The organism is Amycolatopsis sp. lyj-346 (assembly GCF_046548975.1).
Classification (GTDB): Bacteria; Actinomycetota; Actinomycetes; order Mycobacteriales; family Pseudonocardiaceae; genus Amycolatopsis.
In genome coordinates this window covers 73,665-97,204 of record NZ_JAJPWT010000013.1, presented here as the reverse complement: position 1 = coordinate 97,204, position 23,540 = coordinate 73,665, and the positions used below count along the sequence as shown (strand labels likewise).

Genomic DNA, 23,540 nt, shown 5'->3' with positions numbered 1-23,540 from the left:
GGTCTTCCGTTTTCGCTACGGTACGCTATCCGGAAGACCCTTTCCAGATCGAGGTGAGTGAGCCATGCCACCCGGCCCCCGGCGGCCCCGCGCGGACGCGGCGCGCAACCGCCGGCGCCTGCTGGACGCCGCGGTCGAGGTGTTCGGCGAGGCCGGCATCGACGTGCCGATGAGCGAGGTGGCCCGGCGGGCCGGCGTCGGCATCGCGACCCTGGCGCGCAACTTCCCGGCGCGCGAAGACCTGATCGCGGCCGTCTTCGGCGCCTCGATGACCGCCTACGCGGACACCGCGGCCGCCGCGGCCGCCGACCCGGACCCGTGGCGGGCGTTCTGCGGCTTCATCGAATACGTCTGCCGCATCCCGGGGCGCGACCGCGGGTTCGGCCAGGTGCTGACGACGATGTTCCCGGGCGTCGAGGTCCTCGAATCGGAGCGCCAGCGCGGGCTGCGCGAGTTCATCCGCCTGGTGCGCCGGGCCAAGGAGGCCGGCGGCCTGCGCCCGGACTTCTCCCCGCACGACCTGCCGTTGATCATGCTGGCGACGGGCGGGGTGACGCGCGCCGGCACCCCGGCGCTGGCCGCGGCGGCCGACCGGCTCGTCGGCTACCTGCTGCAGGCGTGCGCCGCCGGCAACACCGGCCCGCTTCCCGGCCTGCCGCCGCCGCGGGAGCTCTACCGGGCCCTGGAAATCAGCCGGCCCGGGCCGCGGAGCGAGTAGCCGCCCGCAGGGCTGCCCCGAACGAGTGAACGACTCTCGATGTGGCAACGGGAAACCCGGAGTGGTGCAACTCTTCGACGAGGCGCCGGATCAGTCAGGCGCGAGGAAAAGGGGGCGTCACGGGTCTGTTCGAGTCGATGGCCTGCTCCGTGCCCTGCCCGGCAGCTGTCGACGGGTGTACGCCGCGACAATGACCTCCGGCGCCCGGGTACTGGGCCAGCAAAGCACCAGTCTCCAATGTGGAGTGTCCGAACAACACATCACCGTACCCGCCGATGTTCCTGGCGGCGCCGCAATGGTTCAGCTCGTGTTCAGCGGACCCGATGGCTCGGTGCTGGCCGCCTGCGTGGCGGATATCGGCTACGAAGTCTGTGATTGACGCCCCCTACGACACTTCCCGGTCCGCCGCCGATCCTCGCCGGCGGGGCGGCCCGCGGCGAACACGTCGCTCACCGACGCGGTCGCGCACACCACGTACTGGGAGCTGCCCACCGGCCGTCATCCCCGTCTTCGCCCGGCACGGCACCCAGGAGCTCGGTTTCGGACGGTCCCGGGGGATCCCGCGGTGACCGGGCGTGGCTCACCGGGAATCCGGCCGTCCCCGCGCTGGACGGCACCGAAGGACAGCCACACGAGCGATCCGCCGGCCACGACGTGCACGAGGCTGGTCACCGGGGTGTCCGGCAGCCGCGCCGCAACCGCCAGCACGGGGAACGCGACGAGGTAGGCCACCGCCGGGATGCGGGCGTGGATCCCGGCGCGCAGCATGGCCACCCCGAACAACACCGCGCCGGCGGCGAAGACCAGCGCGCTGCCCAGCAGGGCCACCATGGTCGGGCCCCGCAGCAGTTCCGCGACCACCGCGTCGTCGAGGAAGAACAGCGCCAGGTTCAGCGTGAACGCCGCGCCGCCGAACAGGCCGAGCCCGACGGCGTTCACCGTGTAGGCCACCGCGCCGAACGGGCCGGCCGCGGTGGCGTGCCGCAGGTGGAGCACGGTGAGCAGCGGAACGGCCAACGCGGGGGAAAGGCCCAGCACGAAGCTCGTCGGCGCGCTTTCGCCGGTGAACGCCTCGATCAGGCCGGGCACGGCGATGGCGAGGCCGGCGAGCACACCGCACCAGGCGCCCAGTCGGGTCAGCATGGAGAGTCTCCTTGGGGAGTAAGGGTTTCCGTGAACGGTAGGAACCGCGAGCGGCCCGCCGGAAGTGCCGGACGGCAGGCGCCCGCGTGGCCACCCGGCACGTGCCGTTCGGCCGAAGTTCGGTCTGTTGCCGTCGAACGGCCGTAGGCTCGGGTGATGGTGACGCGGATCGTGCCGTGGGTTTCCGGTGCCGTGTACGGGATCGTGCTGCTGGCCGGGCTGTACTACGTGCTCGCCGGCCTCGGCCCGGCGAACGGGGCGCGGCTCGCCGGCTTCGTCGCCGGGATCGGCGCGTTGTTCGCGCTGGAAGCGCTCGAGCGGCGGGTGGCCCGCCTGCCGGTGGCGTTCCTGGTCGCCCGGCTGGTGCTGTTCTTCGCCGTCGCCGCGCTCGACGAATCGGGGCTGTCGCGGGTGCTGTTCGTGCTGGTGCCGTTCGCCGCGTACCTGACGTTCGGGCGTCCGGCCGGGCTCGTGCTCGGCGGGCTTTGCCTGGCGTTGCTCGTCGGCGGGTTCGCGGTGTGGGTGCCCGGCTGGTACCGGGACAGCACCTACGTGTCCGACGTGCTCATGTTCACCACGGGACTGGTGCTGGCCCTCGCGATGGCCGACGTCACGGTCCGGGAACGGCGGGCCGCGGCGCGGGTCGCGGAGCTTTCCGCCGCGGCCGAACGCAACCGGCTGGCCCGCGACATCCACGACAGCCTCGGCCACCACCTGACCGCCGTCTCCATCCAGCTGGAAAAGGTGGCCGCGTTCGCCGGCCGGGACCCGGACGTCGCCGGCCAGGCGCTCGCCGACGCCCGCCGCTCGGTGGGACACGCGCTGGACGACGTCCGGACCTCGGTCGGCACGCTGCGGGCCGGCGGGCGTTCCCTGGTCGACGCGCTGACCGAGCTGGGCGTGGCGCTCGAGGTGCACGGCGCGGAACCCGATCTCGGCCACGCGACGGTCACCACGCTCCACCGGGCCGCGCAGGAGGCGGTCACGAACGCACGCCGGCACGGCCGGGCCGGTCAGGTGCGGGTTTCGGTGACCTTCGGCGCCACCACCCGCCTGGTCGTCACCGACAACGGCCGCGGCTTCGACACCGGCGCGCCCCGGTCCGGGTTCGGCCTGCTCGGCCTGCGGGAACGCGCCGCGCTGGTGGGCGGCACGGTGGCGGTGGACAGCGCGCCGGGTGCGGGCACCAGGGTCACGGTGACCGTGCCGTGAGCGTGCGGGTGCTCGTGGTCGACGACCAGCGGCTGGTCCGCGAAGGCATCGCGTCCCTGCTGGCCATCCAGCCGGGGATCTCGGTGGTCGGCACGGCGGCCACCGGCCGGGAGGCGATCGAGCGGACCCTGGACCTCGGCCCGGACGTGGTGCTGATGGACGTCCGGATGCCGGAGATGGACGGCGTCGACGCGGTCGCCGTGCTGCGCCGCCGCGCCCCGGACTGCCGCGTGGTGATGCTGACGACGTTCGACGACGAGGAGTACGTCGTGCAGGCCCTGCGTGCGGGCGCGGCCGGCTACCTCCTGAAGGACCTCCCGGCGGCGGAGCTGGCCGAATCGGTCCGGCTCGCCCACGCCGGCGTCACCCAGCTCGACCGCACGGCGGCCCGGCACGTCGCCGCGGCGCTGTCGGCGCACCCGGCGGCCCCGGATGCCCTGACCAGCCGGGAGACGGAGGTGCTGCGCCTGGTCGCGACCGGGGCGACGAACCGGGAGATCGCGTCGAGGCTGTTCCTCAGCGAAGGCACGGTGAAGAACCACGTCTCCCGCATCCTCGGCCGCCTCGGCCTGCGCGACCGCACCCAGGCGGCCGTCTACGCCCGCGACCGGGGCCTCATCTGAGCGGTGCGCCCCGACGAGAGCCGCCCCCCGATCTTCCGCGCCGAGCGCGGTGGCGGCGCGCCCGGGGCGGCGCCGCGTGCGAGGCTGAGGTGCGTGCACCACGAACAGCCTGAACCCCTCGTTCCCCGGTCGGTGGCCGAGCTCGCCGCGGATCCGGCTTGGACGGTCACGCGCACCGGCACGACCGGTCAATGGCTCACCGCCGAGCGGGTCCTCGAGCACAACGGGCACCGGCGGCTCATCGGCCTGACCCCGATCCGGCCCGGCACGGTCGCCCTCATGCTCTGGGCCGGCGGCGAGGTCGTCGAGCACCTCCGGGGCACCGAAGCCGAGGTCTGCGCGACCGCGCACCGCTGGGCCGCCGAGTTCCCCGGCTGATGCCGTGACCACGGCTACCCGAGCCGGATCACGATTCCCGGTCAGGCCGCTCAGGTTCCCGGCGAAGCGTGGCAGGTGAGCGCCCCCCGTCTGTTCACTTCGCGTTCACCTGCCGGACGTCTCACGGGGCACGTTCCCCTTACCACGGCCGACCGGAAGGTGAGCGATGAGCACGTTGGACACCATGGCTTCCGAACAGCTCGACATCCACCTCGCCCAGCTCGAGGATCGCCTGGGCCAGGACTACCGGAACGTCACCCGCACCCGGCTGCACGCACTGGTCGACCGCGAACGCGCCCGGTTCGACGGCGCCCGCATCCACGCCTTCGTGCCGATCCTGGTCGAGCGGGCGGTCCGGGCCGCGCTGGCCACTGTTTGAAGACGGCGATGGGGCGCACGGTCAGCTTCGCCGCACCGGCAACCGTCTCCGTGCGCGTCGCCCGTCGTCAGGCGGTGACCGTGGTCGTGAGCACCGCCGACAACCGCGCCAGCACTTCGGGGTGCACGCGGTAGTAGACCCAGGTGCCCCGCCGCTCCCCGGTGATCAGGCCGGACTCGCGCAGCACCTTGAGGTGGTGGGAGATGGTCGGGCCGGTCAGCTCGAAGGCGCCGGTCAGGTCGCAGACGCACGCCTCACCGCCGGGGTGGGAGGCGATCAGCGACAGCAGCCGCAGCCGGACCGGGTCGGCCATCGCCTTGAACAGCTTGGCCAGCTCGCCGGCCTGACCTTCGGTCAACGGTTCGCGGGCCAGCGGGGAGCAGCAGGCGTCCATCGCGGTGATCGGCAGCTGTTTCGGCACACGTCTATCTTGACAGTCTTCTAAGCAGCGAGCAAGCTGAGCCTCGTCTGTTTCGATGATTGTCTATTCAAGGAGGACGGGATGTCACGCGTACAGCTGGCGTTGCGGGTCGGCGACCTGGCGGGCTCGATCGGCTTCTACTCGAAGCTGTTCGGGACGGAGCCGGCGAAGCTCCGGCCGGGCTATGCGAACTTCGCGCTCGAGGAGCCCGCACTGAAGCTGGTGCTGCTGGAGGGCGAGCCGGGCCAGGAGACGGTGCTGGACCACCTCGGCGTCGAGGTCGAGTCGACGGACCAGGTCAACGCGGCGACCAGGCGGCTGACCGGCGAAGGCCTCGAGACGCTGACCGAGGACGACACCACCTGCTGCTACGCGGTGCAGGACAAGGTGTGGGTGCACGGCCCCGGCAAGGAGCCATGGGAGGTCTACACGGTGAAGGCCGACTCGGCGACGTTCGCGGCGGCCAAGCCGGAAGGCTGCTGCAGCTGACCGCCACTCTGCTGCCCCCGGGCGTCGCCGGGGGCAGCTGTCCCGTCCGGTTGACAGGCTCCTGGCGGCGGCTGGTCACCGAGACCGGAAGCCCGCACTGACCCCTCAGAAACCGGGGCGGCGCAACGAGGACGCCGCCGCGGCCGCGACCGCTTCGGCCACTGTGGACAGTGCGGGCAGGTCCAGTTTCCACTGCTGCCAGTAGAGCGGCACGTCCACCGGACGGTCCCGCACGAGCGGCACCAGCGTGCCGGCCCGCAGCCCGGGTGCCGCCTGCACCTCCGGCACCATGCCCCACCCGAGCCCGGCTTCCACGGCGGCGACGACCATCTCCGACGCCGGAACGTAGTGCCGCAGCGCGCTCGCCCCGGCCCCGCCGAGCAGCCGCACGAACGCGTCCTGCAGGTCGTCGTGGTCGTCGAACACCACGACGGGCGCCGTGGACAGGTCGTCCCGCAGCGCGCCGGTCACCCACCGCGCCACGAAGGCGGGGCCGGCCAGCGGCAGGTAGCGCAGGTGGCCGAGCGGGCGCACGGAGCAGCCCTGCACCGGCGCGGACGAAGACGTCACGGCCGCCATCACCCGGCCCTCCCGCAGCAACGTGGTGGTGTGTTCCTGGTCCTCGCGGTGCAGTTCGAAGCAGATCGGCGGATCGGCGGCCACCCCGGCGAGCGCGGGCAGGAACCAGGTGGACAGGGAGTCGGCGTTGACCGCGATCGGCACCCGGAGGGGCTCACCGCGCATGCCCAGCTCGGCTCGCGCGTCCCGCTCGAGGGCCGCGAGCCGCCGCGCGAACCGGACCACCACCTGCCCGGAATCGGTGACCCGCACCGGTTTCGTGCGGGTCACCAGCACACTGCCGGTCCGCTGTTCGAGTGCCTTCACCCGCTGGCTCACCGCGGACGGCGTCACGTGCAGCACGGCCGCGGCGGCATCGAAGGTGCCCGCATCGACAACGGCGAGCAGCGTCCTCACCTGGTCCAGCGGCAGCTCCGTCATCACGAAGACTGATCTTAGGCAGGAATCTTAAGCTGCGCTGTCGACACCCGGAACGCCTGGCCGCTACGCCGCGCCGTCCGCCGGCAGGCGGTCCGGCACCCCGAGCCGCGGGAACCGGTCGGCGTGGAACGTCGTGATCTCCGTGATCGCCCCGCCGGTGACGCGCAGGACGTCGAGGGTCAGCGGCAGGTACGCCCCCGCCGCCTCCTGCCACAGGTAGAAAGCCACCGCGGGCTGCCGGTTCACGAACGTGGGGACGCCACGCAGGCCCGTCATGTTCTCGAACCCGTCCTCGATCCAGTCCTTCACCACCGCGTCGCGGCCGATGTACAGGCCGGGGGTGGGTGGCATCGAGCAGCGGACGTCGTCCCGCAGCAAGGCGGCGATCCGCTCGATGTCGACGGCCACGCTGGCCTCGGTGAAGCGGCGCACCAGCGCACGCGTCCCCGTGTCCTCCTCGCCGCCGGTCCAGTCCTGCCGCTCGGCGGGCAGGTGCTCCCGCATCCCGGCGCGGGCCCGCTGCAGCGCGCTGTTCACGGAATTGACCGAGTCCCCCAGCAGCTCGGCGACCTCCTTCGCGGGCCAGCCGAGCACGTCCCGCAGGATGAGCACCGCCCGCGGCCGCGGCGCCAGGTGCTGGACGGCGACCAGGTACGCCAGTTCGATCGTCTCGCGTGCCACGGCGGCGGTCTCCGGCTCGTCCGCGCCGCCCGCGGGCAGCTCGTCGAGCAGCTGGTCCGGGTAGGGCTGCAGCCACCGCACCTCGCCGCCGGTCGCCGGCTGCGGGCGGCACTTGGCCAGCAGGTCCAGGCAGGCGTTGGTGGCGATCCCGTACAGCCACGCCCGGAACGTCGAGCGCCCCGCGAAGGTCTCGCGCCGCCGCCAGGCCCGCAGGAACGTCTCCTGCACGGTGTCCTCGGCGTCCTCGAACGAGCCGAGCATCCGGTAGCAGTGCACGTGCAGCTCCCGCCGGTGCCGCTCCGCCAGTCCCGAAAACGCCGGCTCCGCCGGCTGCGTGTCCGTACTCATCACGTCATCCTCCGCTTCGTCGTGGCCCTTCGCAGGTATGACGGCCACCGGCGCGAGAACTCATCACTCCGGCTGTTCGTCATCCTCTTCGACGCCGCAGAACCGCCCGAGCTGGAGGACACGGCGAATGCCTTCCTGGTCGCCGAACCCGCGCCGGCCCAGCGGCTGGTCCGGGCCGGCGTCCTCGCGGTGATCTACCTGATCTTCACCCAGGGCTACCCCGCGGGCCCGGATCGAGCGCGGGCTAGTCTCCGGTCGTGGCCTTGGCTCGATAAGCCGACTTCTTCGCCTGGTTCCCGCACACCCCCATCGAGCACCACCGCCGCGTCCCCGGCCGGGACGTGTCCAGGAACAACGCCCCGCAGCGGGCCCCGGCACAGCGCCGGACCCGTGCGAACTCAGGCGACGTCACCAGCTCCAGCGCGTCCCGGGCCAGCAAGGCCAGCATGGCCGAGGCGGGCTCCGCGGCCTGCCAGCGCAGTTCGCCCGACGGCGTCAACGCCGGCGACGGCACCGGCAGCGCCGCGACCCGGTTCAGCCGCTGCCGCGTCGCGGCCCGCACCGGACCCGTCAGCAGCTCGTGGATCGCCTCGCGGACCGCACGGGCTTCGCCGGCCGACTCCGGCCGGACCGGGGTGGCGAACGGGCCGAACCGGTCGATCCACGCCCCCCACGCCGGCGCGTCCGGCAGCTCCTCCGTCTCCGACGGCGTTCCCCGGTACCGGAGCGTCCTGATGAAGTCGAGGCACGGGCGGCCCGCTCCCGCGCGGAATCTGTCCGTCATCCGGATCACCCTACGCCGGAACCGGTTTGACTGGTACCGTCGGGAACCGATCAAACCGGTTCCACCACGGGGGCGCGCATGACCGAGACCGAGCAGAAGGCCCCGCCCGGCTGGCTCGTGCTGCTATTGGCCGTCTCCTGTGGACTGACCGTCGCCAACCTCTACTACGCCCAGCCGCTGCTCGCCGAGCTGCGGCAGACCTTCGGGGTCGGGGAGGCCGCCGCCGGCGGGGTCGTCACCGCCACCCAGCTCGGGTACGCCGCCGGGATGCTGCTGCTCGTCCCGCTCGGCGACCGGCTCGAGAACCGCGGCCTCGTCGCGACGCTGCTCGCCCTCGCCTCCGCCGGGCTGGTCGTCACCGGCGTCGCACCCGGGTTCGCCGTGCTGCTCATCGCTTCGCTCGCCGTCGGGGCGGCGTCGGTGGTCGTGCAGATCCTCATCCCGTTCGCGGCCGACCTCGCCCCCGACCACATCCGCGGCCGGATCGTCGGGCGGGTCGTCAGCGGGCTGCTCTTCGGGATCCTGCTCTCGCGGGTCGTCGCCAGCCTGCTCGCCGAGGTGACGAGCTGGCGCGTCGTGTTCCTGATCTCGGCCGGCGCGATGGCCGCACTCGCCCTGGTGCTGCGGTTCATCCTGCCGCGCCGCGCACCCAAGACCGACATCCGCTACGGCGAACTGCTCCGCTCGACCTTCGCCATGGCGCGGAAACACCCTCCCCTGCGGCACCGCGCGCTCTACCAGTCGGCGATGTTCGGCGCGTTCAGCGCGTTCTGGACGACCATCGCGTTCGTCCTCACCGCACCGCCGTTCAACTATTCCCAGCTCGGCGTGGGCCTCTTCGCGCTGGCGGGCGCGGCAGGCGCCGCGGTGGCGCCCCTGGCCGGGCGGTGGTCGGACCACGGCCACGGCCGGCGGCTCACCGCGGGCGCCTTCGTGCTCTGCGCCGCCGCCTTCGCGCTCGCCGGGTTCGGCGCGCACAGCGTCATCCTGCTGGCGATCGCCGCGATCGCCGTCGACACGGCCGTGCAGACGACGCTGGTGGTCGGCCAGCACACGATCTACCAGCTCGACCCCTCCGCCCGCGCCCGCATCAACAGCGTCTACCTGGGCACGTTCTTCATCGGCGGCGCGATCGGCTCCCAGGCCGGCTCGATCGCCTACCACCTGGGCGGCTGGACGGCGGTCGTCGTGTTCGCCGGCGTGCTCCCGCTGCTCGGCCTGGCCGGGATGACCCGCACGCGCGGCTAGGACTTCCCGTTCCCGGCACCGATGATCGTGTCGAGGTTGGCTCGGGTGGTCTCCAGCTCGCCGATCGCCTCGTCGAGCCGGCTTCGCTGCTGCCGCAGAGCGTCGACCAGCTCCGGGCAGTCCGGCGTCAACCAGCCGTCCTCGTCGATGATGCACGGCAGGATTTCCCGGATCTGCGCGGTGTTCAACCCGGCCGCGAGCAGGATCCTGATCCGCCGCACCGCCGCCACATCGGCCTCGCCGTACACGCGGTAGCCGCTCGGCCGCCGTTCCGGCGTCAGCAAGCCCTGTGCCTCGTAGTACCGCAGCGCGCGTTCGCTGACGCCCGCCCGCCGCGCGAGCTCCCCGATCCGCATGCGCACTCCCGGACTTGACTCTGCCGTCGGCGTCAAGCTTTAGCTTAACCGCCATGACCTCTGTGACCGTCCTCGGACTCGGCCCCATGGGACGCGCCCTCGCCGCCGCGTTCATCGCCGCCGGCCACCCCACCACCGTGTGGAACCGCACTCCCGGCAAGGAAAACGGCCTCGACGCCACCGTTGCCGGGACAGCCGCCGAAGCGATCGCGGCCAGCCCGCTCGTCGTCGTTTGCGTGCGGGACTACGCCGCGGCACAAGCGATCCTCGACCCCGGAGCACTCAACGGCCGCACCCTGGTGAACACCACCGGCGGCTCACCCGCACAAGCCCGTGAGCTGGCCTCCTGGGCCGCGGCGCACGAAATCGGCTACCTCGACGGCGTGATCGTCGCGACGACCGCCGCCATCGGCGGCCCGGAAGCCACGCTGTTCTACAGCGGCCCGGCCGACGCCTACGAAAAGCACCGCGGCACCCTCGCCGCGCTCGGCGAGAACACGACCCACCTCGGCGAAGACCCCGGCCGGGCGGCCGCGTTCGACGCGTCGCTGCAGGACATGCTCTGGACTTCGATGAGCGGCGTCGTCCACATGTTCGCCCTCGCCGAGGCCGAGCACATCGATGCCGCCGACATCGCCGGACACGCGAAGGCGCTGCTCGGCTTCTTCCCGGACCTGATCGACCTCCTCGCCGGGCAAGTCGCGGCCGGCCACTACCCCGGCGACGCCGGCACGCTCGAAGCCACCGCGGCCACGATGGACCACGTCCTCAGCGCCATCCGGGCGAAGAACCTCGACAACGGCGTGCTGTCCGCCGCCCGCGCCGAAGTGCAGCGAGCCATCGACGCCGGGCACGGCTCCGACGGGTTCGGCAGGCTCGCCGCCCGGTTCACCGGCGCGGCTGGAGGTGGTGCCTCGTGATGTAGTCGCCCACGCCCGTGCCGAGCCGGGTGCCGTCGACGTCCGCGGAGCGGAAGTGGATGCCCGCCCAGATGCGGGCTCCGACCACTTCGGCGGTCGCCTGCGAGAAGCTGCCGAAGTGCCGCGTGGTGCCGCTGTCGACGCTGTACGCGCTGAAGGACACCTTGTCCCGGCCGAAGAAGTGCGCGTATGCCGTCATCTGCGCGGCGGTGCGGCAGGTGTGACCGGACGGGTAGTCGGGGTTCGGCGGGGTGACCACCAGCGGCGTCCAGCCGGGATCCGGCTCGGTGGCGGGGTTTCCGTCGGTGCCGGCGAGCCGGATGGCGGTGACCGGCCGCCAGAAGTGCCAGAACTCCTTGTCGTTCGCGCAGGCGATCGCGCCGTCCGTGCCGGTGAAGTCCGCCAAGGCGTAGAAGCGCGCGGTTTCCAGCAGGCCGAGCCGCTGGGTGACGGCGAGGTCGCGCTTCATCCCCCAGCTGACGGAACGCCGGTCGTGCCACCAGAGCGCCGCCTCGGTCTGGTCGGCGGTGCGGACGGTGCTCGTCGCCGAGCCGAGCCGCTTGACCTCGTCGAAATCACGGGTGTACGCGCGGCTCGTGAGCGACGGCGGTCCCGGCGTCCGGAACATCGTCGCGTCCGGAACGGCGAACGGCTTCAGGAAACCGACCCACGCGCCGGTGTTCTCGAACGCCGGCGGGGTGGGCCGGTACCGGCCCGGCTCGGTGCCGACGGTCCAGGGCCGCGGGTCGAAGGCACCGTCGTGCCGGCGGGCGGTGATCATCGCCGCGGCCGCCTGCGCGCCGACCCGGATGCCGCCGCGCTTCGCCGGTCCGTCCGGGAGGCCGGCGAGCCATTCGTCGTACTGGACACGCAGCCTTTCCCGCTGTTCCGGGAAAATCGCGTCCAGCACGCGGTGGGCGGCCGTGCCGACGGCGGCGTCCGCCGACTCCCGGCCCGTGGTCCGCGGGGCGACGAGGTAGGGCTCGTACGGGGTGCCTTCGATCGCGTTCACCGCGTCGTAGACCGCGCCGCTGACCATCGCGAACCCGCGGCCGGCGACCTGCGGCGGGGCCTGGTGCGCGATGTCCCAGATGGCTGTCTGCGCGTTGGCGTCCCAGACGACGACCGCGTTCGGTGCCGCGCCGGCGGCCGGCGGTGCGAGGGTGAGCGGCGTTGCCAGGATGAGCGCCGCGAGAACCGCCGCGCAGCGTGCCTTGACCATCGTCAACCCCAAGGATATGCGGTTCGCATCGACACTGCCACGCAACGTATCGCCACCCGGCCCGCGGAAGCAATACTCCTTATGCGAAGACCGCCCGGTTCGCCGCCACCCATTCCGCGTACGTCGTTCCCGGCCTGCCGAGCAGTTCCTCGACGACGCCGGTCGGCACCTGCGGGTGCCGCAGGGTTTGCTCGAAGCCCTCCAGCAGCCAGCCGGCGGCTTCTTCCGGTACGCCGTAACCGATCCACTGCGCGCGCTGCTCCGCCGGGGTCAGCTCGCGGAAGCGGATCTCCTTCCCCAGCACGGATGCCAGGGTTTCGACCTGCCCGCGCAGGCTGATCGCCTCCGGTCCACTGAGGACATACGTGGCGCCGACGTGCCCTTCGGTCGTCAGCACCCGGGCGGCCACGGCCGCGATGTCACCGAGGTCGATGGGGGTCTGCGTCGCGTCGCCATGAGCCATCGCCACCTCGCCCGCCCGCACCATGGGCGCCCAGTCGAGCGTGTTGTTCATGAACGCGCCGGGCTGCAGGAAGGTCCAGGCGAACCCGGCCTCCCGGACGGCGGCCTCGACGGCGGCGTACTCGTGGCCGCTGGAGCCCTCGTGCTCGTCTCCGACGCTGCTGCCCGACAACGCGACGACCCGCGCCACGCCGGCTTCCGAAGCCAGCTCGCAGAACCGCCGGACGGTCCGCGCCATCGGCGCCAGGTACACCGCCGAGACACCCTTGAGCGCCACCGGCAACGTCGACGGCCTCGCCAGCGACCCGACGACCACCTCGGCCTCCGCCGGCAGCTTCGCGCGTTCCGGATCGACGGTCAACGCCCGCACGGGCACGCCCGCCGCCAGCAGTTCGTCGACCACCAGCCGGCCGACACTGCCGGTGGCACCCGTCACCAGGATCGTCATGCGTCCTCCTCATTCTCGTATGCCGTACGAGATCGTACGGCATACGAGAGCCGGAGCGCACGTGGTTTGTGTACCGGAGGAGCCGGCCGGCGTACCTGGACGGTCGGTTGGCGTACCCGAAGGGTCGGCCGGCGTACCTGGAGCGTCGGCGCGTGAACCGACCCTCTGGATACCCGAGCCGACCCTCTGGGTACGCGAGCCGACCGGTCCGGTCAGGAGGTGATGGTCGGCAGTTCCGGCGCCGCGACGTCGTAGACCTTGCCGTCCTGGGTGAGCAGTGCGGCCAGGACCTTGGCCTTGCGGTCGGTCTGCTCCGCGGTGCCCCAGCGGACGATCTTGCCGTTGGCCAGCGTGAACTCCACGCTCGCCGGCGTCTTCGCCGTCGCCGTCGTGACCTGCTTGAGGAGCTGCTCCGGGATCACCCCGAGCACCGCCGTCACCGCGCGCGTCACCGGGTCGTCGGCCGACACCTTCGGCAGCTTGAGCTCCGGCAGGCCCGCCGGCCGCGCCGCGACCGTCTTGAACACCACGCCGCCGCCGTCGACCAGGTGGACGCCGTCGCCACCCGGGCCGCTGTCGAAGAACGCGATCGCCGTCCGCTCGGTCACCGTGATCTCGACCGTGTTCGGCCACGAGCGCGACACCTCGACCGTCGCGATGCCCGGCATCGCCGCCACCCGGTCGCGGATCTCGCCGGTGCTCAGCCGCAGCATCGGCTTGTCCGCCGGCACCGCCGCCACCGTGCGGATCTGGTCGGCGGGCACCGTGCGGGAACCGCTGACCGAGACGTCCCGCACGCCGAGCATCGAGCTGAAGAACAGCAGGTACACCAGCGCCACCACGGTGAGCACGGACAGCAGCGCGACCCACCGGCGGCGGATCTCCACCTGCCGGGTGGGCCGGCGGGGCCGGGTGCGGGCACTCGGCTTCGGCCGCGCGGCACGGGTCCGGCGGCGCTCCTCCTCGGAGCGCCGCCCCCGCCGTTGCCGGGCCAGGGTGGCGCGATCCGGGACGTCCTCTTCCGCGGACGGACGGCGGCGTTCCCTGGTCGGACTCATGGCCTCAGCGCTTGTCCAGCTCGGCGAGGATCTCCGTGCCCAGCTGCGTCACGTCCCCGGCGCCCATGGTCACCACGAGGTCGCCCGGCTTGGCCAGCCCGGCCGCCAGCGGCGCGGCGACGTCGAACGCCGGCTCGTAGTGCACCGCCGCGGTCACCCGGTCCGCGATCAGCGCGCCGGTGACGCCCGGCTCGGGCTCCTCGCGCGCGCCGTAGACGTCCAGCACGACGACCTCGTCGGCCAGCGACAGCGCCTCGGCGAACTCCACCGAGAACGTCTTGGTCCGCGAGTACAGGTGCGGCTGGAACACCACGATCACCCGCCCGGTCCCGGCCGCCGTCCGCACCGCGCGCAGCTGCGCGGCCACCTCGGTCGGGTGGTGGGCGTAGTCGTCGTAGACGCGGACGTCGCCGGCCCGGCCCTTGAACTCGAACCGCCGCCGCACCCCGCCGAACGCCGCGAGCCCATCCACCAGGCCCGGCACCGGCGCGCCCAGCTCGATCCCGGCCAGCAGGGCCGCGATCGCGTTCAGCGCCATGTGCTCGCCCGGCACGGCGACGCGCACCGAAACCTCGGCACCGTCCAGCGCGAGCCGCACGACACCGCCGTCCGGCGCCGGGACGTAGTCCAGGACGCGCGCGTCGCCCGGGCCGGTGGCCGTGCGGCCGTAGCGGCGCACCCGGACGCCCAGGTCCCCGGCCTGCCTGCCCAGCTCGTCCGCCGCGGCGTCGTCGGCGCAGACGATGAGCAGCCCGCCCGGCACGATCCGGCTCACGAACTCGGTGAACACCTTCGTGTAGGCCTCGGCCGTGCCGTGGTGGTCGAGGTGGTCCGGCTCGACGTTCGTCACGACCGCCACCGACGGCGAGTAGGTCAGGAACGAGCCGTCGCTCTCGTCCGCCTCGGCGACGAACACGCCGCCCTCGCCGTGGTGGGCGTTGGCCCCGGACTCGTTGAGGTCGCCGCCGATGGCGAACGACGGGTCGAGCCGGCAGTGCTGCAGCGCCACGGTCAGCATCGACGTCGTCGACGTCTTGCCGTGCGTGCCCGCGATGCACGCGACGCGGTGGCCTTCCATCAGCCCGGCCAGCGCCTGCGCCCGGTGCAGCACCGGGATGCCCGCCGCGCGCGCCGCGGCCAGCTCGGGGTTGGTCTCCTTGATCGCCGTCGAGACGACCACGGCGGACGGCGGTTCGGACAGCGCCGCGAGGTTCGCCGCGGCCTGCCCGACGAACAGCTCGGCACCCTGGGCGCGCAGCGACAGCAGCGCGCGCGACTCCTTGGCGTCCGAGCCCGACACGAACGCCCCGCGGGCGAGCAGGATCCGGGCGATGCCGGACATGCCGGCCCCGCCGATCCCGATCAGGTGCGCCCGGCGCAGTTCTTCGGGCAACTCAAGCTGTACCGACTCACGCACCGGCAGCCTCCAGAACGATCCGGGCGAGGGTTTCGTCCGCCTCGCGGTGGCCCATGCCGACCGCCGCCGCCCCCATCTTCGCCACGCGGTCGGCGTCGGTGACCAGCGGGACGACGAGTTCGGCGACCTTGGCCGCGCTGAGGTCGGCGTCGGCGACCATCAGCGCCGCCCCGGCGTCGACCGCCGGACGCGCGTTGGTGGCCTGCTCGCCGTTGCCGATCGGCAGCGGGACGAACACCGCAGGCAGCCCGACCGAGGTCACCTCGGCCACGGTCATCGCGCCCGAGCGGCAGATCGCGACGTCGGCCGCGGCGTAGGCCAGGTCCATCCGCTCCAGGTACGGCACCGGCACGTAGGCCGGCTTGCCCGGGAACTCCTGGACGACCAGCGTGTTCTTCGGCCCGTGCGCGTGCAGGACGCCGATACCGGCGTCCGCGAGGTCCTTCGCCGCGCCGGACACGGCGGCGTTGATCGACTGCGCGCCCTGCGAACCGCCGAACACCAGCAGCGTCGGCGCGTCCGGGTCCAGGCCGAAGTGTGCGCGCGCCTCGGCCCGCAGGGCGGGCCGGTCCAGGGTGGTGATCGACCGCCGCAGCGGGATCCCGACGACCTCGGCCTTCGGCAGCGGGGTGCCCGGGACCGCGACGGCGACCCGCGCGGCGAACCGCGCGCCGACCTTGTTCGCCAGGCCGGCCGACTTGTTGGCCTCGTGCACGACGATCGGGACACGCCCGCGCGCGGCGAGGTAGGCGGGCAGGGCGACGTAGCCACCGAACCCGACGACGACGTCCGCGCCGACCCGGTCCAGCACCTCCCGCGTCTTGCGCACCGAGTCGCGGACCTTCAGCGGCAGCTTGATCAGCTCCGGCGTCGGCTTGCGCGGCAGCGGCACCGGCGGGATCAGCTCCAGGGGGTAGCCGCGGGCCGGGACGAGCTTGTTCTCCAGGCCGCGCTCGGTGCCGAGCGCGACGACCTTCGCGTCCGGGCGCAGCCGCATGACGGCGTCGGCCAGGGCGAGGGCGGGTTCGATGTGTCCTGCGGTGCCACCTCCGGCGACCACGACCACGGGCCCCTTGCCCGCGGCGGCTCGCTCGGCTCCCTTGACGGGGTTACTCACCAATGACCTCTCCGGTTCGCGGTACTCCGGGTACCACGGCTCGCTGTTGTCCGCGCGGCCCCGCCGCGAGACGTGCTCGTGCGGGCCGTGCTCGTCCGTGCCGCGCTGCGGCGCACCGGTTCGCGGACCGACCTGCGTCGTTCCTGAGCCGGGGCGGGCCGGGCCGCACGGGGCGCCGGCCTGGCCGCCTTCGCCCCACTGCGTCCCGCCGCCTTGCGCGTGGCGGGCGGGCGGTACGGGTCGGGCGCGGGCAGCCGCAGCAGACGCCCGAATTTACCCGGCCCCTGTGTGCGCAGCGCGGCCACCGCCTCCGGTTCGTGCCGGGCGGCGTTCGCGAGCACGCCCATGATGAGCATGGTGATCACCAGGGAAGTGCCGCCGTAGGAGATCAGCGGCAGCGTGACGCCGGTGACCGGCAGCAGGCCGACGACGTAGCCGATGTTGATGCCGGCCTGGGCGACCAGGAACACCGTCAGCGTGCCGGAGACGATCCGGATCCACGGGTCGATGTTGCGGGTGGCGATCCGCAGCCCGACGACGGCGACGCCGCCGAAGAGGGCGAGCACGACGATGCAGCCGATCAGCCCGAGCTCCTCGCCGATCAGCGCGAAGATGAAGTCGTTCTGCACGTTCGGCAGGTAGTTCCAGCTGGCCGCGCCCTGCCCGAGGCCCTTGCCGAGGACGCCGCCGTCGGCGAGCGCCAGCTTGGCCTGGTTGGCCTGGAAGCCCTCGGCGCTGGTGTCGGCGTCCGGCGAGAGGAACGACATGACCCGGTCGAGCCGGTAGGGCGCGATGACGGCGAGCACCAGCACGCCGGCCAGGCCGCCGGCGAGGATGACGCCGAACAGCCGTTTCGGGGCGCCGGCGAACCACAGCAGGGCCAGCAGCACCACGGCGAGGGTGACCGTGCCGCCGAGGTCGGGCTGCAGCATGACCAGGGCGAACATCAGCAGCGCGATCGGCACCACCGGCACCAGCAGGTGCCGCCACTGGTGGATCACGTTGTACTTGATCACCAGGATGTGGGCGCCCCAGAAGGCCAGCGCGACCTTCGCGGCTTCGACCGGCTGGAAGGTGAACTCGCCGATCTTGAACCAGCCCTGCGAGCCGTTGACCTCCGAGCCGAGCGGGGTGAGCACGAGCAGCAGCAGGGCGAGGCAGATCACCGTCGCGGTGGCCGACATCCGCCGGATCCGCTCCAGCTTGACCCGCAGGCCCAGCCAGAACACGACCGAGCCGAGCGCGACGAACACCAGGTGCTTGACGAACAGCGAGTACACGCCGCTGCCGGTCTTCGGGTTGTACGAAGCGACCGACGACGCCGAGAGCACCATGACGATGCCGATGACGGTGAGCACACCGGTGAGGGCGAGCACGAGGTGGAACGACGCCAGCGGCCGCGAGAGCCACGCGGTCAGCGCGGTCCGGAAGGCGACGAAGCCGCTCTCCTTGCGCTCGCGGCGCGGCCGCTTCGGCGGCGGTGCGGGCTTGGACTCAGCTGTCGGCACTCGGCTCCCCCGCTGCGTCGTCGCGGAGGACACGCACGGCCGCGGCGAACGCGTCGCCGCGCTCGCCGTAGCTCGAGAACATGTCCAACGACGCCGCGGCGGGTGCCAGCAGCACCACGTCACCGGGTCGGGCCATCGCGCTGGCCGCACTCACCGCCGCAGTCATGGGTTCATCGTCACCCGGACGGAGGCTGTTCACCGGGACATCCGGCGCGTGTCGCGCAACCGCGGCGGCGATCACGGGTGAATCGACGCCGAGGAGCACGACTCCGCGCAGGCGGCCCGCGATGCTGCTCACCAGCTCGTCGACCGAGGCGCCCTTGAGCTGGCCGCCGGCGATCCAGACGATGCTCTCGTGGGCGCGCAGGGATCCGGCGGCCGCGTGCGGGTTGGTCGCCTTCGAGTCGTTGACGTACCGGACACCGGCCACCTCGGCGACCTCGACGGCCCGGTGCGGGGCCGGCTGGTACTCCCGCAGGCCCTTCAGCACGGCCTCCGGCGAGACGCCGTGTGCACGGGCCAGCGCGGCCGCGGCCAGCGCGTTCGCGACGTTGTGCGGGCCCGCCGGGCGCACGTCCGACAGCGTGGCGAGCTCCTCGGCGCTGTTCGCCGGGTCGGCGACGAAGGCGCGGTCGACCAGCAGGTCCTCGACCACACCGAATTCGCCGGCGCGCGGGGTGTCGAGCTGGAAGCCGACGCGGCGGGCGCTCTCGGGCGCGTGCTCGCCGGCGATCCGGGTGGACCAGTCGTCGTCGGCGTTGTGCACGGCCACCTTGGCGCGGGTGTAGACCCGGCCCTTCGCGGCCGCGTACTCGTCCATCGAGCCGTGCCAGTCGATGTGGTCTTCGGCCAGGTTCAGCACCACGGCGGCATCCGGGGCCAGCGTCGAGGACCAGTGCAGCTGGAAGCTCGACAGCTCCACGGCCAGCACGTCGTAACCCGCGCGGACCGCGTCGAGCGCCGCGTAGCCGATGTTCCCGCAGGCCACGGCGTTCGCCCCGGCCGACTTGAGGATCGACTCCAGCATGCCGGCGGTGGTCGTCTTGCCGTTGGTGCCGGTCACCACGAGCCAGCACGGCGGGTGTTCGCGCAGCTGCCCGACCCGCCAGGCCAGCTCGACGTCGCCGATGACCTCGACGCCCGCCTCGGCCGCGGCCACGAGCAGCGGCGACGTCGGCCGCCAGCCCGGGCTGGTGACGACCAGGACGACGTCCGGGGGTGGCTCGGTCAGGCCGGGCACCAGCTCGGCGCCCAGGCCTTCGAGCTCGGCCAGGCGCTCGGCGTTGCCGTCGGTGACGGTGACGCGCGCACCCAGCTCGACCAGCACCGGGACCACCGACTTGCCGGTGACCCCGGCCCCGGCGACGAGAACGTGACGACCGGCGACGTCCAAAGTCAGCCTCCGAGACCGAGCTGCTCGCTGTAGAACAGGCCGAGCCCGAACATGCAGCAGACCGCCGACAGCAGCCAGAACCGGATGATCACCGTGGTTTCGGCCCAGCCGGCGAGCTCGAAGTGGTGGTGGAACGGCGCCATCCGGAACAGCCGGCGCCGGGTCGTCCGGAACACCGCGATCTGCGCGACCACCGAGATCATCTCGACCATGAACAGGCCGCCGATGACGATGGCGAGCAGCTCGGTGCGGGTCGTCATGGACAGGCCGGCGACCAGGCCGCCGAGGGCCAGCGAACCGGTGTCGCCCATGAAGATCTTCGCCGGGGCCGCGTTCCACCAGAGGAACCCGACGCAGGCGCCGGTCGCCGCGGCGGCGACCACGGCCAGGTCCAGCGGGTCGCGGACGTCGTAGCAGGCCGCGGCCGGGGCGTTGGCGCAGGAAAGCCGCTCCTGCCAGAAGGAGATGACCACGTAGGTGGCCAGCACCATCGCCGCCGCGCCACCGGCCAGGCCGTCGAGGCCGTCGGTGAAGTTGACCGCGTTCGACCAGCCGGAGATCACGACGTAGCAGAAGATCACGAAGATCACCGACGGGAAGGTGATCAGCGCGAGGTCACGGACGTAGGAGAGGCTCTCCGACGCCGGCGTGATGCCGTGCTCGTTCGGGAAGTTCAGCGCCAGCACCGCGAAGGCGATGGTGACCACGAGCTGCCCGACCAGCTTCGCGGTCTTGTTCAGCCCCAGGTTCCGCTGCTTGCGGATCTTGATGAAGTCGTCGAGGAACCCGACGATCCCCAGGCCCACCGCGAGCATCAGCACGAGCAGCCCGGAGGCCGTCGGCGCGCCGCTGCGGGAGTTGAACATCCAGTTGATCAGGTGCGCGGCGAAGTACCCGACGACCATCGCGATGATGATCGCGACACCGCCCATGGTCGGGGTACCGCGCTTGGACTTGTGTCCCTGGGGGCCTTCCTCGCGGATCTCCTGGCCGAAGCCCTGCCGGGAGAAGACCCGGATCAGGTAGGGCGTGAGCAGGATGGAGATCAGCAGGCCCGCCGCGGCCGCGATCAGGATGCTGATCACGCGTCACCACCGTTCGAGCGATTCTCGGAGTTGTCGGTTTCCCGGGGTTCGAGCAGAGCTTCGGCGACCCGCCAGAGGCCGGCGGCCTTGGAGGCCTTCACCAGCACCACGTCCCCGGGGCGGAGCTGATCATGCAGCAGGGCGATCGCGGCCTCGACGTCGGGTACCAAAGTGGATTCCTCGCCCCAGGAGCCTTCCTGGAACGCACCCTGGTGCATGGCCGCCGCCTCGGGTCCGATGACGACGAGCTTGGCGATGTTGAGCCGGACGACGAGCCTGCCGATCTCGTCGTGGGCGTTGACCGAGTCCGCGCCGAGCTCGGCCATCACGCCGAGCACGGCCCAGGAGCGGCGGCCGGTCTCCCGGGTCATCGCCGCGAGGGCCTTCAGGCCGGCCCGCATCGACTCGGGGTTGGCGTTGAAGGAGTCGTTGAGGATCGTCACGCCGTCGGGCCGGGTGACGACCTCCATGCGGCGTGCGGAGCGCCGTTCGAGAGCCGAGAGCCTCGTGGCGATCTCGTCCGGCGTCGCGCCCAGCTCCAGCGCGACCGCCGCCGCCGACAAGGCGTTGCCGACGTGGTGCTCGCCGTGCAGGGGCAGCTTGACGTCGGCCTCGCCGGCCGGGGTGATCAGCCGGAAGGAGGCGCGGGCCTCGTCGTCGAGCGTGATGTCCGCGGCCCGTACCTGGGCGGACGGGGTCTCGCCGACGAACACCACCTTGGCCTTCGTCCGGCTCGCCATGGCCGCGACCAGCGGGTCGTCGAGGTTGAGCACCGCGACGCCGTCCTCGGGCAGTGCCTCGACGAGCTCGCCCTTGGTCTTCGCGATGCCTTCGCGCGAGCCGAACTCGCCGACGTGCGCGCTGCCGACGTTGAGCACCACGCCGATCTTCGGCGGCGCGATCTCGGCGAGGTGGGCGATGTGCCCGGGCCCGCGTGCCGACAGTTCCAGCACGAGGTGCCGGGTCGCCGCGTCGGCCCGCAGCGCCGTCCAGGGGTGGCCGAGCTCGTTGTTGAACGACCCGGGCGGCGCGATCGTCGGGCCGAGCGGCTCCAGCAGCTGCGCGATGACGTCCTTGGTGGAGGTCTTGCCGGAGGAGCCGGTGACGCCGACGACGGTCAGCCCGCCCTCGGCGAGGCGCTGCACGACGTGCCGGGCGAGCTTGGCCAGCGCGGCCAGCACCGCGGCGCCGGAGCCGTCCTTGTCGCCGGTCAGCGCGACCGACCGCTCGTGGGCCTCGCCCGCGGCGAGCGGCGGGACGACGATCGCGGGCGCGTCGACCTCGCGGGCGGCCAGCACGGCCACCGCGCCGGTCTCGACGGCCTGCGCGGCGAAGTCGTGGCCGTCGACCTTCTCCCCCGGCAAGGCGACGAACAGGCCGCCGGGCGTGAGCTTCCGGGTGTCGAACTCCACGGTGCCGGTCACCTGCGCGCCCGGATCGGCGCGGTGCAGCCGGCCGCCGACGACGTCGGCGATCTCGGCCAGGCTGAGCACGATCACACACTCACCTCGAGTTTGTTGCGGATGGCCGCGGCCAGCTCGTCGCGGTCGGAGAACGGGTGCACGACGCCGCCGGCTTCCTGGCCGGATTCGTGGCCCTTGCCGGCGAGGAAGACGATGTCGCCCGGACCGGCGAGCGAGACGGCGTGCGCGATGGCCTCGCGGCGGTCGCCGATCTCGACGACCTCGCCGCCCTCGGCGGGCCCGACCGCGCGGGCACCGGCGAGCATGGCGGCGCGGATCGCCGCCGGGTCCTCGGAGCGCGGGTTGTCGTCGGTGACGATCAGGACCTCGCTGCGGCGGGCCGCGGCCTCGCCCATCATCGGCCGCTTGGCGGTGTCGCGGTCGCCGCCGCAGCCGAGCACGGTGATGATCCGCCCCTCGGTGCGCGCCCGCAGTGCGTCGAGGCCCTGGGCAACCGCGGCCGGTTTGTGGGCGTAGTCGACGACGGCGGTGAACTCCTGGCCGACGTAGACGCGCTCCATCCGGCCCGGCACCTGCACCCGGGCGAGCCCGGCGACGATGTGCTCCAGGCTCACCCCGGCCGTGCCCAGGATGGCCGCGGCCAGCACGGCGTTGGCGACGTTGAACTCGCCGGGCAGCGGGATCCGGGCCGGGGCGCGGAGGCCGTCCGGGCCGTGCAGGGTGAACGTCTGCTCCCCCTGCGGGGTGGCTTCGAGGTCGGTGGCCTTCCACCCGGCGTCGGTGCCCGGATCGGTGGTCACGGTGATCGTCTGCGGCGTGAGCAGGGCCTGGCCCCACGCGCTGTCCACCACGACGACCTCGGTGGTCGAGCGGCCGTCGAACAGCAGGGACTTCGCGGCGAAGTACTCCTGCATGTCCTTGTGGAAGTCCAGGTGGTCCTGGGAGAGGTTGGTGAAGGCGCCGACGGCGAACCGGGTGCCGTTGACCCGGCCCAGCGCGAGGGCGTGGCTGGAGACCTCCATCGGCACGTGCGTGACGCCGCGCTCCAGCATCACCGCGAGCAGCGCCTGCAGGTCCGGCGCCTCCGGCGTGGTGAACCCGCTGACCAGGCGTTCGCCGGCGATCCGGGTCTCCACCGTGCCGATCAGGCCGGTGGTCAGCCCGGCGGCCTGCAGGCCGGCGTCGACCAGGTAGGACGTCGTGGTCTTGCCGGAGGTGCCGGTGACGCCGAGGACGGCCAGCCTCAGCGAGGGCTCGCCGTAGATCCAGGCGGCGATCTCGCCCAGTGCCGCCCGCGGGTCCGGGAGCACGAGGATTGGCACGCCGGCGTCGCGCAGGGCGGGCCGTTCGGCGCCTTCGGCGTCGGTGAGCACGGCGACGGCCCCGGCCGCGACGGCCTGGTCGCTGAAGTCGGCACCGTGGGCGCGGGCGCCCGGGAGGGCGGCGAAGAGGTCACCGGGCAGCACGTGCTGCGCGCGCAGCGTGGTGCCGGTGACGGTGAGCTCGGCCGCGTCGGGCGAGCCGGCGATGAGGCGGGCGTCCGCCCTGGCGAGCAGCGTCGCCAGCGGGACCGGGTCGATGCGCGCCGGGCGGGGCGGCGCGGGGACCGCTTTAACCGGGCTTTCCGGCACCTGGGAACTGGACGAGGACACGGACACGGCCAAGAGGCTACCGGCGGCCGGTTCGGGCACCCGCACGCGGTACGGC

25 protein-coding genes are annotated in these 23,540 nt (G+C 72.8%); 9 read left to right on the top strand and 16 right to left on the bottom strand.

Annotated elements, in window-relative coordinates; translation table 11 throughout:
• Positions 1–64: 64 nt before the first annotated feature.
• Together ACLJQE_RS31980 and ACLJQE_RS31975 are read left to right on the top strand one after the other, a co-directional pair.
• Positions 65–718 (top strand): TetR/AcrR family transcriptional regulator, encoded by a 654-nt coding sequence (locus ACLJQE_RS31980; RefSeq protein WP_410643245.1) that lies wholly within the window; start codon positions 65–67, stop codon positions 716–718.
• 190 nt (positions 719–908) lie between these two features.
• Positions 909–1,097, top strand: a complete 189-nt coding sequence (locus ACLJQE_RS31975) for a hypothetical protein (RefSeq protein ID WP_410643244.1) — start codon at positions 909–911, stop codon at positions 1,095–1,097.
• 119 nt (positions 1,098–1,216) lie between these two features.
• Here ACLJQE_RS31975 and ACLJQE_RS31970 read toward each other — a convergent pair whose 3' ends face one another.
• Complete coding sequence (locus tag ACLJQE_RS31970; RefSeq protein ID WP_410643243.1) at positions 1,217–1,861, bottom strand: hypothetical protein; 645 nt, start codon at positions 1,859–1,861, stop codon at positions 1,217–1,219.
• A 156-nt stretch (positions 1,862–2,017) separates the two neighbouring features.
• Here ACLJQE_RS31970 and ACLJQE_RS31965 point away from each other — a divergent pair, with 156 nt between their 5' ends.
• From ACLJQE_RS31965 to ACLJQE_RS31950, 4 genes are all read left to right on the top strand, one after another.
• Positions 2,018–3,073: a sensor histidine kinase gene (locus ACLJQE_RS31965; protein WP_410643242.1), complete on the top strand. Its 1,056-nt coding sequence runs from the start codon at positions 2,018–2,020 to the stop codon at positions 3,071–3,073.
• Positions 3,070–3,696, top strand: a complete 627-nt coding sequence (locus ACLJQE_RS31960) for a response regulator (RefSeq protein WP_410643241.1) — start codon at positions 3,070–3,072, stop codon at positions 3,694–3,696. Before ACLJQE_RS31965 ends, ACLJQE_RS31960 begins: the two co-directional genes overlap by 4 nt.
• A 93-nt stretch (positions 3,697–3,789) precedes the next feature.
• Positions 3,790–4,074 carry a hypothetical protein gene (locus ACLJQE_RS31955; RefSeq protein WP_410643240.1) on the top strand — a complete coding sequence of 95 codons (285 nt, stop codon included), beginning with the start codon at positions 3,790–3,792 and terminating at the stop codon, positions 4,072–4,074.
• A 166-nt stretch (positions 4,075–4,240) separates the two neighbouring features.
• Positions 4,241–4,453 carry a three-helix bundle dimerization domain-containing protein gene (locus tag ACLJQE_RS31950; RefSeq protein ID WP_410643239.1) on the top strand — a complete coding sequence of 71 codons (213 nt, stop codon included), beginning with the start codon at positions 4,241–4,243 and terminating at the stop codon, positions 4,451–4,453.
• A 67-nt stretch (positions 4,454–4,520) separates the two neighbouring features.
• Here the strand turns inward: ACLJQE_RS31950 and ACLJQE_RS31945 are convergent, their stop codons facing one another.
• Entirely contained in the window at positions 4,521–4,874 is a 354-nt protein-coding gene (locus tag ACLJQE_RS31945) for a metalloregulator ArsR/SmtB family transcription factor (protein ID WP_410643238.1), read from the bottom strand.
• An 81-nt stretch (positions 4,875–4,955) separates the two neighbouring features.
• Between ACLJQE_RS31945 and ACLJQE_RS31940 the strand changes: the two genes are divergently transcribed.
• Positions 4,956–5,363 carry an ArsI/CadI family heavy metal resistance metalloenzyme gene (locus ACLJQE_RS31940; protein WP_410643237.1) on the top strand — a complete coding sequence of 136 codons (408 nt, stop codon included), beginning with the start codon at positions 4,956–4,958 and terminating at the stop codon, positions 5,361–5,363.
• Positions 5,364–5,468: 105 nt separating this feature from the next.
• Here the strand turns inward: ACLJQE_RS31940 and ACLJQE_RS31935 are convergent, their stop codons facing one another.
• The 3 genes from ACLJQE_RS31935 to ACLJQE_RS31925 all read right to left on the bottom strand — a co-directional run bounded on the left by ACLJQE_RS31935 (position 5,469) and on the right by ACLJQE_RS31925 (position 8,175).
• Entirely contained in the window at positions 5,469–6,362 is an 894-nt protein-coding gene (locus ACLJQE_RS31935) for a LysR family transcriptional regulator ArgP (protein WP_410643381.1), read from the bottom strand.
• Positions 6,363–6,425: 63 nt separating this feature from the next.
• Positions 6,426–7,391, bottom strand: a complete 966-nt coding sequence (locus ACLJQE_RS31930; RefSeq protein ID WP_410643236.1) for an RNA polymerase subunit sigma-70 — start codon at positions 7,389–7,391, stop codon at positions 6,426–6,428.
• A 244-nt stretch (positions 7,392–7,635) separates the two neighbouring features.
• The gene (locus tag ACLJQE_RS31925; protein ID WP_410643235.1) at positions 7,636–8,175 is read right to left on the bottom strand and encodes a CGNR zinc finger domain-containing protein; all 540 of its coding nucleotides are present in this window, start codon (positions 8,173–8,175) and stop codon (positions 7,636–7,638) included.
• Positions 8,176–8,253: 78 nt separating this feature from the next.
• Between ACLJQE_RS31925 and ACLJQE_RS31920 the strand changes: the two genes are divergently transcribed.
• The gene (locus tag ACLJQE_RS31920) at positions 8,254–9,423 is read left to right on the top strand and encodes an MFS transporter (RefSeq protein ID WP_410643234.1); all 1,170 of its coding nucleotides are present in this window, start codon (positions 8,254–8,256) and stop codon (positions 9,421–9,423) included.
• On the opposite strand, the gene ACLJQE_RS31915 is transcribed toward ACLJQE_RS31920, so the two are convergent.
• Positions 9,420–9,779, bottom strand: coding sequence for a MerR family transcriptional regulator (locus ACLJQE_RS31915; protein ID WP_410643233.1), 360 nt, complete (start codon positions 9,777–9,779; stop codon positions 9,420–9,422). The two genes, ACLJQE_RS31920 and ACLJQE_RS31915, sit on opposite strands and share 4 nt — an antisense overlap.
• Before the next feature lie 53 nt (positions 9,780–9,832).
• Between ACLJQE_RS31915 and ACLJQE_RS31910 the strand changes: the two genes are divergently transcribed.
• Positions 9,833–10,699: an NAD(P)-dependent oxidoreductase gene (locus ACLJQE_RS31910; protein ID WP_410643232.1), complete on the top strand. Its 867-nt coding sequence runs from the start codon at positions 9,833–9,835 to the stop codon at positions 10,697–10,699.
• Here the strand turns inward: ACLJQE_RS31910 and ACLJQE_RS31905 are convergent.
• The 10 genes from ACLJQE_RS31905 to ACLJQE_RS31860 form a co-directional block, all read right to left on the bottom strand.
• On the bottom strand, positions 10,668–11,921 hold the full coding sequence (locus ACLJQE_RS31905; RefSeq protein WP_410643231.1) for a vanadium-dependent haloperoxidase: 1,254 nt from the start codon (positions 11,919–11,921) through the stop codon (positions 10,668–10,670). The genes ACLJQE_RS31910 and ACLJQE_RS31905 overlap by 32 nt on opposite strands.
• A gap of 79 nt (positions 11,922–12,000) precedes the next feature.
• The gene (locus tag ACLJQE_RS31900; protein ID WP_410643230.1) at positions 12,001–12,831 is read right to left on the bottom strand and encodes an NAD(P)H-binding protein; all 831 of its coding nucleotides are present in this window, start codon (positions 12,829–12,831) and stop codon (positions 12,001–12,003) included.
• Positions 12,832–13,043: 212 nt separating this feature from the next.
• Positions 13,044–13,889, bottom strand: a complete 846-nt coding sequence (locus ACLJQE_RS31895) for a cell division protein FtsQ/DivIB (RefSeq protein ID WP_410643229.1) — start codon at positions 13,887–13,889, stop codon at positions 13,044–13,046.
• 4 nt (positions 13,890–13,893) lie between these two features.
• A complete protein-coding gene (gene murC, locus ACLJQE_RS31890) occupies positions 13,894–15,306 on the bottom strand; it encodes a UDP-N-acetylmuramate--L-alanine ligase (RefSeq protein WP_410643228.1) in 1,413 nt (470 codons plus the stop codon).
• The gene (murG, locus tag ACLJQE_RS31885; RefSeq protein WP_410643227.1) at positions 15,299–16,423 is read right to left on the bottom strand and encodes an undecaprenyldiphospho-muramoylpentapeptide beta-N-acetylglucosaminyltransferase; all 1,125 of its coding nucleotides are present in this window, start codon (positions 16,421–16,423) and stop codon (positions 15,299–15,301) included. The genes murC and murG overlap by 8 nt, the downstream gene beginning before the upstream one ends.
• Positions 16,420–17,931, bottom strand: a complete 1,512-nt coding sequence (gene ftsW, locus ACLJQE_RS31880; RefSeq protein WP_410643226.1) for a putative lipid II flippase FtsW — start codon at positions 17,929–17,931, stop codon at positions 16,420–16,422. Before ftsW ends, murG begins: the two co-directional genes overlap by 4 nt.
• Positions 17,918–19,324, bottom strand: coding sequence for a UDP-N-acetylmuramoyl-L-alanine--D-glutamate ligase (murD, locus tag ACLJQE_RS31875; protein ID WP_410643225.1), 1,407 nt, complete (start codon positions 19,322–19,324; stop codon positions 17,918–17,920). Before murD ends, ftsW begins: the two co-directional genes overlap by 14 nt.
• Before the next feature lie 2 nt (positions 19,325–19,326).
• Positions 19,327–20,409, bottom strand: a complete 1,083-nt coding sequence (gene mraY / locus ACLJQE_RS31870) for a phospho-N-acetylmuramoyl-pentapeptide-transferase (protein WP_410643224.1) — start codon at positions 20,407–20,409, stop codon at positions 19,327–19,329.
• Complete coding sequence (locus ACLJQE_RS31865; protein WP_410643223.1) at positions 20,406–21,908, bottom strand: UDP-N-acetylmuramoyl-tripeptide--D-alanyl-D-alanine ligase; 1,503 nt, start codon at positions 21,906–21,908, stop codon at positions 20,406–20,408. Before ACLJQE_RS31865 ends, mraY begins: the two co-directional genes overlap by 4 nt.
• Positions 21,905–23,464 (bottom strand): UDP-N-acetylmuramoyl-L-alanyl-D-glutamate--2,6-diaminopimelate ligase, encoded by a 1,560-nt coding sequence (locus ACLJQE_RS31860; RefSeq protein ID WP_410643380.1) that lies wholly within the window; start codon positions 23,462–23,464, stop codon positions 21,905–21,907. Before ACLJQE_RS31860 ends, ACLJQE_RS31865 begins: the two co-directional genes overlap by 4 nt.
• Between the last annotated feature and the right edge of the window lie 76 nt (positions 23,465–23,540).

Excerpts from the sequence above, each read along its gene's own strand:
- ACLJQE_RS31980 (WP_410643245.1), top strand. The coding sequence starts at position 65 with ATGCCACCCGGCCCCCGGCGGCCCCGCGCGGACGCGGCGCGCAACCGC.
- ACLJQE_RS31975 (WP_410643244.1), top strand. The coding sequence starts at position 909 with ATGACCTCCGGCGCCCGGGTACTGGGCCAGCAAAGCACCAGTCTCCAA.
- ACLJQE_RS31970 (WP_410643243.1), bottom strand. The coding sequence starts at position 1,861 with ATGCTGACCCGACTGGGCGCCTGGTGCGGTGTGCTCGCCGGCCTCGCC.
- ACLJQE_RS31965 (WP_410643242.1), top strand. The coding sequence starts at position 2,018 with ATGGTGACGCGGATCGTGCCGTGGGTTTCCGGTGCCGTGTACGGGATC.
- ACLJQE_RS31950 (WP_410643239.1), top strand. The coding sequence starts at position 4,241 with ATGAGCACGTTGGACACCATGGCTTCCGAACAGCTCGACATCCACCTC.
- ACLJQE_RS31940 (WP_410643237.1), top strand. The coding sequence starts at position 4,956 with ATGTCACGCGTACAGCTGGCGTTGCGGGTCGGCGACCTGGCGGGCTCG.
- ACLJQE_RS31935 (WP_410643381.1), bottom strand. The coding sequence starts at position 6,362 with ATGACGGAGCTGCCGCTGGACCAGGTGAGGACGCTGCTCGCCGTTGTC.
- ACLJQE_RS31930 (WP_410643236.1), bottom strand. The coding sequence starts at position 7,391 with ATGAGTACGGACACGCAGCCGGCGGAGCCGGCGTTTTCGGGACTGGCG.
- ACLJQE_RS31925 (WP_410643235.1), bottom strand. The coding sequence starts at position 8,175 with ATGACGGACAGATTCCGCGCGGGAGCGGGCCGCCCGTGCCTCGACTTC.
- ACLJQE_RS31920 (WP_410643234.1), top strand. The coding sequence starts at position 8,254 with ATGACCGAGACCGAGCAGAAGGCCCCGCCCGGCTGGCTCGTGCTGCTA.
- ACLJQE_RS31915 (WP_410643233.1), bottom strand. The coding sequence starts at position 9,779 with ATGCGGATCGGGGAGCTCGCGCGGCGGGCGGGCGTCAGCGAACGCGCG.
- ACLJQE_RS31910 (WP_410643232.1), top strand. The coding sequence starts at position 9,833 with ATGACCTCTGTGACCGTCCTCGGACTCGGCCCCATGGGACGCGCCCTC.
- ACLJQE_RS31905 (WP_410643231.1), bottom strand. The coding sequence starts at position 11,921 with ATGGTCAAGGCACGCTGCGCGGCGGTTCTCGCGGCGCTCATCCTGGCA.
- ACLJQE_RS31900 (WP_410643230.1), bottom strand. The coding sequence starts at position 12,831 with ATGACGATCCTGGTGACGGGTGCCACCGGCAGTGTCGGCCGGCTGGTG.
- ACLJQE_RS31895 (WP_410643229.1), bottom strand. The coding sequence starts at position 13,889 with ATGAGTCCGACCAGGGAACGCCGCCGTCCGTCCGCGGAAGAGGACGTC.